Genomic DNA, 7437 nt, shown 5'->3' on the forward strand with positions numbered 1-7437 from the left:
TGCCGATACCGCTCAACCCCCTGAGCGGTCTGCCTGACCAGCCTAACCTCCAACCCCAAAGGATCCCCCCGCCGATTCCCACTCAACTGCCGCCAGCCCTTATCCGTCTCCCACACCCGCACCTGCAAATCGCTCACCCCCGTCAACACCACCACGCCATCCTTGGCCGCCGGCAACGGAAACCGATCCCGCGCAGGCGCCGCCGCGCGATACAGGTTGTCGCCCTTGAGCCACCAGCGCACCCGTTGCAGCCCATCCCCGGCGACCGGTGCACGACGAATCACGTCCAACTCAAACCCCTTGCTGTCAGAGCTGCGCACCGTCACCGCGGCCAGTCCGTCGGCGTCGTCTGTCGGTGCGGTCAGTTCGACGCTGGCCCGGAGGCTGATGTCCCGCTGCAGCTGGTTCAGCACTCGCAACAACGCCTCAGTCTGTTCCGTGCTCGCCTGCAGGTGATGATCAGCGCGGGTCACGCTGTCGAGGCCGCGCCAGGCGATCAGGCTGACCACCGCCATCAACATGATCGCCACCATCACTTCGATCAGGGTGAAGCCTTTCTGCGATGAACTCATGGCTGGCTCACCACGCGCATCAAACCGGCGGCATCGCGTTGCAGGCTTAGGCTGTGTTGCCCGTCGGACAGCACCACACGCACGGGTGGGTTGATCCACTCGGCATCGAGCACCAGGGTTTGCCGGGGTTCGATGTTGATTTGCATCGGCGTGCTCTCCCATAAGCGTGGGCGCAATTGGGCATCGCCTTGGAACGCCTCCATGCCCATCCCGTCATCACGGCGACGGTTGAAGCGAAACCCTTTGGCATCGGCGCGCCAGGTAATCGGGCGGCCGTCGGCGCGGGCTTCGGCCTGGGCCACTTGCAGCAATTGGCTCAGGCGCTCGGCGTCTTTGCGCAGCAGGTGCAGCGGGTCAGGCTTGATGCTCAGGCTGATGGCCGCGCTGGCGATGCCGATGATTACCAGCACCACCATTAGCTCGATCAGGGTGAAGCCGTGCTGTTTCATCGTGGGGCACCTGCTGAACTGGCGAGGTTGTGAAATAAAAACGTGCGAATTGGCCTGTACGCTGGAGACACGGACAAACAGGAGGTCCCACTCATGGCTTTTTCCCTGCGTTTTTCACCCGCCCAGGGCGTGCAGATCGGTGCGTTGCTGGCGGCTTTGGCTGGCGGGGTGGTGTGGACGCCGCTGCTACTCACGTCCGCCGAATCCCACACGCCCCAGGCCACCCCGCAGGCTCTGGCGGCACGCAGCGATAACCCGGCGCTGCAATGGTTTGCCAATGCGCCGACGGCGTTGCAGGTCAAGGTCACTGGCGTACTCGCTGGCGCGCGCGGTGCGGTGGCGATCCTCAGCCTCAACGACGGCCCGCCGCGCAGTTTTCTTTTGGGTGAACGCCTCAGCCCTGGCGTGCGGCTGACGGCTATCGAAGGCGATGGCGTGGAGATTGAGCGCGGTGGCGAGAAGCTGCGCGTCAACCTCGATAAGTTGCCGGATGCCCCTGCGTTGCCGCGCCTCACTCGGCCATGACCTGGGTGGCGAGCCGCGCCAGGGGCGGCGCCTCACGGCTGGCGTCGAGCACCAACACGCTAATTTGAAAGAGCGGGCCATCGGCGCTGACGGTCTGTTCGCACCGCAGCTTCAAGCGGCCCTGGTCGCACTCGAAGGTCTTCTTGCCGCTTCGCAGGCCGCCCTCCAGGCGCACCTCCGCCAGGCGACTTTGGGCCGCCAGCAACGCCATCGACTTATCCCGCAGCAGCCCGTTGCTCTGGGTCATCAATCCGGCCACACGCACAGCGGCGGCCATGGCCACGGCAATGATCGCCAGCGCCACCAGCACTTCAATCAGGGTAAATCCTTGCTCGTTGCGATGGCCGTACATGGCGCTCTCAAAGCCCGTAAACAGGCCCGCAGACTAGCGCCGCGAGTTGACCGATTGGCGACCGAACCTCCCGAGGATTTTCAATACGACTGACATATGTTCTTGCAACACTGCGCCACGAAATGCACCCAACCCAAGGAATGTCGAGATGGATATCGCGCGCCTAACGTCCCCATTGCCAGGCCCTCGCGGCCAGCGTGGCTTTACCTTGATCGAGATCATGGTGGTGGTGGTCATCCTCGGGATTCTGGCGGCGATGGTGGTGCCCAAGGTGCTCGACCGGCCGGACCAGGCGCGGGCCACGGCGGCCAGGCAGGACATCGGCGGCTTGATGCAGGCGCTGAAACTCTACCGCCTCGACCACGGCACTTACCCGAACATGACCCAGGGCCTGAAAGTGCTGGTGGAACGCCCGGCGGATGCCAAGACCAACACCTGGCGCGCCTACCTTGACCGATTGCCGAATGACCCGTGGGGCCACCCGTATCACTACCTCAACCCGGGCGCCAATGGTGAAGTCGATGTGTTCTCCCTCGGCGCCGATGGCCAGCCGGATGGCGATGGCGTGAATGCCGATATTGGCTCCTGGCAGTTGTAAGGCGCGCCATGAAACAGTATTCGCCCCCAGCGGCGAAGCAGCGCGGCATGGCGATTATCAGCGCGTTGCTGATCGCCGCCGTGGTCGCGGTGATCGCCGGCGCCATGCTCACGCGCCAGACCGTGTTTACCCGCAGCCTGGAAGCCGAGCAGATGCGCACGCAGGGCCAGTGGCTGTTGCAGGGAGGGCTTGAGCGCAGCCGACAGATGCTGTGGGAGGCGCGCCAGAAAGACGTGCTGACCCGCCTTGACCAACCTTGGGCCCGCGCTCAGGGCGGCACATTCGAAGGTCGGGTTGAAGACGAGCAGGGCAAGTTCAACCTGCGCAACCTGGTCAATCGCCAGCGGGTGGATGCCGAGCAACTGCAGAGTTTTGAACGCCTGTGCCGCCTGATCGGCGTTGACCCGGCGGTGAGCCGGCGTATCAGCCAGCGGGTCATCGCGTCCTATGCGCAACTCGATACGCCCGCCAAGTACCCGATGCTGCGCAGCCTGGATGACTTGAGCGGTGTGGAAGGCCTCGACGCCGCGGTGTTGCAGCGCATGCAGACCTATATCAGCGTGCTGCCCGACATGACTTGGGTCAACGGCAACACCGCCCGCGCCGAAGTGCTCAGCGCCGTGGTGCCCCAACTGAGTCTGTCCCAGGCCCAGGCGCTGGTGGCTGAGCGTGACGGCGGGCATTGGTTTATCAACCGGGGGGATTTCGTCAATCGCCTGCACTTGCCCCAGGTGGCGGTGGACTCAGTGCAGGTCGGCATCACCAGCGAGTGGTTTCGCCTGCAAGGCCAGGCGCGGCAGGAGCAACGTCGGGTGACCCTCGACGCGCTGCTGCACCGTCCGGAAAACCGCCGGCCCCAGGTGATCTGGTCGCGGGTGGGCGTATGAAACGCTTGCGCATTGCCTTGCCGCCGCTGGCTGAATTGAGTGTGGACAGCCGGGTGAAATGGGCCTGGTGGGAGCGTGGCACGGTGGCCTCTGAAGGCCATGAGAGCCTGGCGCAATTGGGCAAGGGCCGCCACGCGGTGGACTGCTTTCTGCACCCCTGCGACAGCCTGCTGACAAGCCTCGAATTGCCGCCACTGCCTGCCGCCAAAACCCATGCCGCCGTGGCCTGCGCGGCCCAGGCGTTGATCCTCGGCCCAGTGGAACAGATGCAAGTGGCTCACGGCCCGCGCGAAAGCGATGGCCGCGTGCAGGTTGGTTGGGTGCCGAAGGCTGGGCTGGAGCGACTCAGCCAGGTCCTGGCGCAGGCGCCACTCAAACTGCGCGGCCTGTATCCCGCGCCCTATGCCTTGCCGGTAGGGGCTGCGGCGTTGGATGAAGGCTATTTGTTGACGCGCGACAGCCTGCAACAAGCAGCGGTGCACCCGCTGGGTTTGCAGGCGCTCGATGTGCCGCTGGTGGACGCGGCGCAGCGTTGGGCCGGTGCCGTGCCGAGCTGGGGCCTGCACGCGCGTCTCAGCCAAGCGTCCAGCGGTGGCTGGGGCAGGGCGCTGGGCTGTGTCGCGTTGGCTGCCGTCGTGTGGACGGTCGGCCTCAACCTGTACGCCGCCCGCCAGGCGGATGAAGGCCAGCGGCTCAAGGCGTTGATGAGCCAGCAGGTACGCCAGGCGTTTCCTGAATTGCCGGTGGTGCTCAACCCGTTGCAGCAGGCCCGTCAGCAACTGACTGCACGCCAGACTGGCGCCGCCGCCGACCCCGGCCAGCGCTTTCCCAGCCTGCTGCAACTGGTGGGCAGCCATCTGCCGTTTATGGTGGGCAGCGTCGACACCCTGACCTTCGAGCAGGGGCGATTGCACCTGGAACTGCTGGCTGACAGCCGCAGCCCGGCGGCCGAGGGCGAGTGGCAAGCCGCGTTGGCCCAGGCAGGTTTTGCCGCCACACGGGACGACCGTGGGTGGAGCATTGCGCCCGCCCAGATCGCGGAAAAACCTGGAGCCGGCGATGAATAAATGGCACCGCGTACGCAGCCAGACCCATGTGTTCTGGAACGGCCTGGCCCTGCGTGAAAAACGCATGCTGGTGGGGGCCGGTCTGGTGCTGGCGAGCCTGTTGACCTGGCTGATTCTGGTCCAGCCCGCGCTTAAAAAGATCGACTATTGGCAAGCCGAAACCCCCAAGCTGCGCGCCCAGGCTGCCGCGTTGCAGGTGCTGTTGCAGGACGTCACAGCACCTCGGCCCGCCGACGAAGCTGCGCTGCGCCAGGCCTTGGACAGCGCCGGTCTGCGCGAGCATTACCAGTTGCAGGCGCTGGATGCTGGCGGTTGGCGCCTGACCTTCGACAACGCCCCGGCGGACGCTGTGGTGGGCTGGTTGTTGGGCAATCCCCGAACCTTTTCTCTGGAAGTGTCCGAGGCACGTTTGCAGCGTGCCCCGGACACCGTCGACACTTCGGCCGGCACTGTGTCCGGGACCGTTCGCATGGATCAGGCGCTTGGCGCTAAGGAAGCTTCATGAAGTGGTCAGTCCCCCCTTTTCGTATGGCCGCGCCACTGCTGTTGCTGGCGCTCAGTGCGTGCAGCACCCAGCAGGCCACCAAGCCGTTGTTGGTGGACAGCGAACTCGGCCAGCCGTTGGCCGAGACCCGCCGCGGCGGCGATACCGTGCTGGATCGCCAGCGCGAACTTGTCCCCAAACCTGCCATACAGCACCGGGTGACCAACAGCGCCCGAGGCCAGGCCCCGACGACCGTCAAGGCACGTAATCCGCTGGGCGACCAACCGGTGCAGCTCAACTTTGTCGACGCCGATATTCAGGCCGTGGTGCGCGCACTGTCCCGTGCTACCGGTCAGCAGTTCCTGGTGGACCCACGTGTCAAAGGCAACCTGACCCTGGTCAGCGAAGGCCAGGTCCCCGCGCATCAGGCCTACGACATGCTGTTGGCGGCGCTGCGCATGCAGGGGTTCAGCGTGGTTGATGTCGGCGGCGTGGCCCAGGTGGTGCCGGAGGCCGATGCCAAGTTGCTCGGCGGGCCGATCTACAGCGCCGGCAGCAGCGGCATGCAGACCCGTACCTTCCGCCTGCAATACGAAAACGCGGTGAACCTGATCCCGGTGCTGCGCCCCATCGTGTCGCCAAACAACCCGATCAACGCCTACCCCGGCAACAACAGCATTGTCATCACCGACTATGCAGAAAACCTCGCGCGGGTCGCGCAGATCATCAGTGGCATCGACACGCCCAGCGCCATCGACACTGACGTGGTGCAGATCCAGAACGGCATTGCTGTCGATATCGCGGCCATGGTCGCCGAGCTCCTGGAAACCCAGGGGGCCGACCAGACCCAGAAGATCAATGTGATTGGCGATCCGCGTTCCAACTCCATCATCATTCGCTCCGGCAGCCCCGAGCGCACGGAGCTGGCGCGTAACTTGATCTACAAGCTCGACAACGCCCAAAGCAACCCCAGCAACATGCACGTGGTGTACCTGCGCAACGCCCAGGCGGGCAAGCTGGCCCAGTCGCTGCGCGGGTTGCTGACCGGCGAGAGTGACGCCGGGGTCAGCGACGAGGCGCGCAGCAAACTCAGCGCCATGGGCGGCAATGGCCAGAACACCACCCCAGCCAGCAATGCGCAGAACAGCAGTGGTACGCCCACCGGCAGTGGCGTGCAATCGAGCTATGGCCAGGATTCACCTTCCACCGCCAGCCCGTCCAAGGATCAGGACACTGCGTTCAGCGCCGGCGGCGTGACCATCCAGGCCGACGCCACCACCAACACCTTGCTGATCTCCGCGCCGGACCCGCTGTACCGCAACCTGCGGGAAGTGATCGACATGCTCGATCAACGCCGCGCCCAAGTGGTGATCGAAAGCCTGATCGTCGAAGTTGGCGAGGACGACGCCACGGAATTCGGCGTGCAATGGCAGGCCGGCAACCTGGCGGGCAAAGGCGGGTTTGGCGGCGTCAACCTCGGCGGCAGCGGTGTGAATGGCACGCCCGCCAGTCCTACCAGCATTGATGTGTTGCCCAAGGGCCTGAACATTGGCCTGGTCAACGGCACTGTGGATATTCCAGGGATCGGCAAGGTGCTCGACCTCAAGGTGCTGGCCCGCGCCTTGAAGAGCAAGGGCGGCACCAACGTGCTGTCCACGCCCAACCTGCTGACCCTGGATAACGAAGCGGCGAGCATTTTTGTGGGGCAGACGATTCCGTTTGTCACCGGCAGTTATGTGACCGGCGGCGGGGGCACCAGCAATAACCCGTTCCAGACCGTGCAGCGCGAAGAAGTGGGGCTCAAGCTAAACGTGCGCCCGCAGATTTCCGAGGGCGGCACGGTGAAGCTGGATATCTATCAGGAAGTCAGCAGTGTGGATTCCCGGGCGTCGGTGGCAGCGGGCACGGTGACCAACAAACGTGCGATCGATACCAGCATCCTGCTGGATGACGGGCAGATCATGGTGCTGGGTGGGTTGCTGCAGGATGGCTATAGCCAGAGCAACGACGCGGTGCCGTGGCTATCGGATATTCCGGGGTTGGGGGCGTTGTTTCGCAATGAGAAGCGCAGTGTGAGCAAGACCAACTTGATGGTGTTTTTGCGGCCTTACATCATTCGCGACAGTGGGGCGGGGCGCAGTATTACCTTGAACCGCTATGAGTTTATGCGTCGGGCGCAGGGTGGGTTGCAGCCGGAACACAGTTGGGCGATGCCGGATGTGCAGGCGCCGCAGTTGCCTTCGGTGGAGAAGGCGATTCCGGGCGGTCAGCAGCCGGGGCCGAGGGCGGTGATTCGGGCTGTACCGGTAGGTGCACGGCCATGAATCCAAATGAAGATTTGAATGTGGGAGGGGGCTTGCTCCCGATGAGGGTGTGTCAGCCACAGATGTACACACTGACCCACCGCTATCGGGGGCAAGCCCCCTCCCACATTTGGACCGTGCTCGGTCAGGAAGATACCTTGTGAGCCTTCTCCCTTACGCCTGGGCCAAATCCCAACGCA

General features: G+C 64.5%; 9 protein-coding genes. 6 read left to right on the forward strand and 3 right to left on the reverse strand.

The annotated features are described in order from the left end of the window. Both G9Q84_RS28910 and gspH read right to left on the reverse strand, forming a co-directional pair. A partial coding sequence (locus tag G9Q84_RS28910) for a type II secretion system protein GspJ (RefSeq protein WP_181644538.1) occupies positions 1-572 on the reverse strand: 572 nt, incomplete at its 3' end. Further along, positions 569-1021: a type II secretion system minor pseudopilin GspH gene (gene gspH / locus G9Q84_RS28915; protein WP_032885408.1), complete on the reverse strand. Its 453-nt coding sequence runs from the start codon at positions 1019-1021 to the stop codon at positions 569-571. The genes gspH and G9Q84_RS28910, both read right to left, overlap by 4 nt. 93 nt (positions 1022-1114) lie before the next feature. On the opposite strand from gspH, the gene G9Q84_RS28920 reads away from it, so the two are divergent. Then, entirely contained in the window at positions 1115-1546 is a 432-nt protein-coding gene (locus G9Q84_RS28920) for a type II secretion system protein N (RefSeq protein ID WP_032885407.1), read from the forward strand. On the opposite strand, the gene gspI is transcribed toward G9Q84_RS28920, so the two are convergent. Continuing rightward, complete coding sequence (gene gspI / locus G9Q84_RS28925) at positions 1533-1898, reverse strand: type II secretion system minor pseudopilin GspI (RefSeq protein ID WP_032885406.1); 366 nt, start codon at positions 1896-1898, stop codon at positions 1533-1535. The two genes, G9Q84_RS28920 and gspI, sit on opposite strands and share 14 nt — an antisense overlap. Before the next feature lie 148 nt (positions 1899-2046). Between gspI and gspG the strand changes: the two genes are divergently transcribed. From gspG to gspD, 5 genes are read left to right on the forward strand one after another with little or no spacing between them, the layout of a single operon-like run. Further along, positions 2047-2496, forward strand: a complete 450-nt coding sequence (gene gspG, locus G9Q84_RS28930) for a type II secretion system major pseudopilin GspG (protein ID WP_032885405.1) — start codon at positions 2047-2049, stop codon at positions 2494-2496. 8 nt (positions 2497-2504) lie between these two features. Then, positions 2505-3383, forward strand: a complete 879-nt coding sequence (gene gspK, locus G9Q84_RS28935; RefSeq protein WP_163034928.1) for a type II secretion system minor pseudopilin GspK — start codon at positions 2505-2507, stop codon at positions 3381-3383. Next, a complete protein-coding gene (gene gspL, locus G9Q84_RS28940; RefSeq protein WP_181644539.1) occupies positions 3380-4450 on the forward strand; it encodes a type II secretion system protein GspL in 1071 nt (356 codons plus the stop codon). Before gspK ends, gspL begins: the two co-directional genes overlap by 4 nt. After that, positions 4443-4955: a type II secretion system protein GspM gene (gene gspM, locus G9Q84_RS28945; protein ID WP_122681462.1), complete on the forward strand. Its 513-nt coding sequence runs from the start codon at positions 4443-4445 to the stop codon at positions 4953-4955. The genes gspL and gspM overlap by 8 nt, the downstream gene beginning before the upstream one ends. Beyond that, positions 4952-7258 carry a type II secretion system secretin GspD gene (gspD, locus tag G9Q84_RS28950; protein ID WP_181644540.1) on the forward strand — a complete coding sequence of 769 codons (2307 nt, stop codon included), beginning with the start codon at positions 4952-4954 and terminating at the stop codon, positions 7256-7258. Before gspM ends, gspD begins: the two co-directional genes overlap by 4 nt. Positions 7259-7437: the final 179 nt, after the last annotated feature.

Source organism: Pseudomonas sivasensis (genome assembly GCF_013778505.1).
In the GTDB taxonomy this organism is placed as follows: Bacteria; Pseudomonadota; Gammaproteobacteria; order Pseudomonadales; family Pseudomonadaceae; genus Aquipseudomonas; species Aquipseudomonas sivasensis.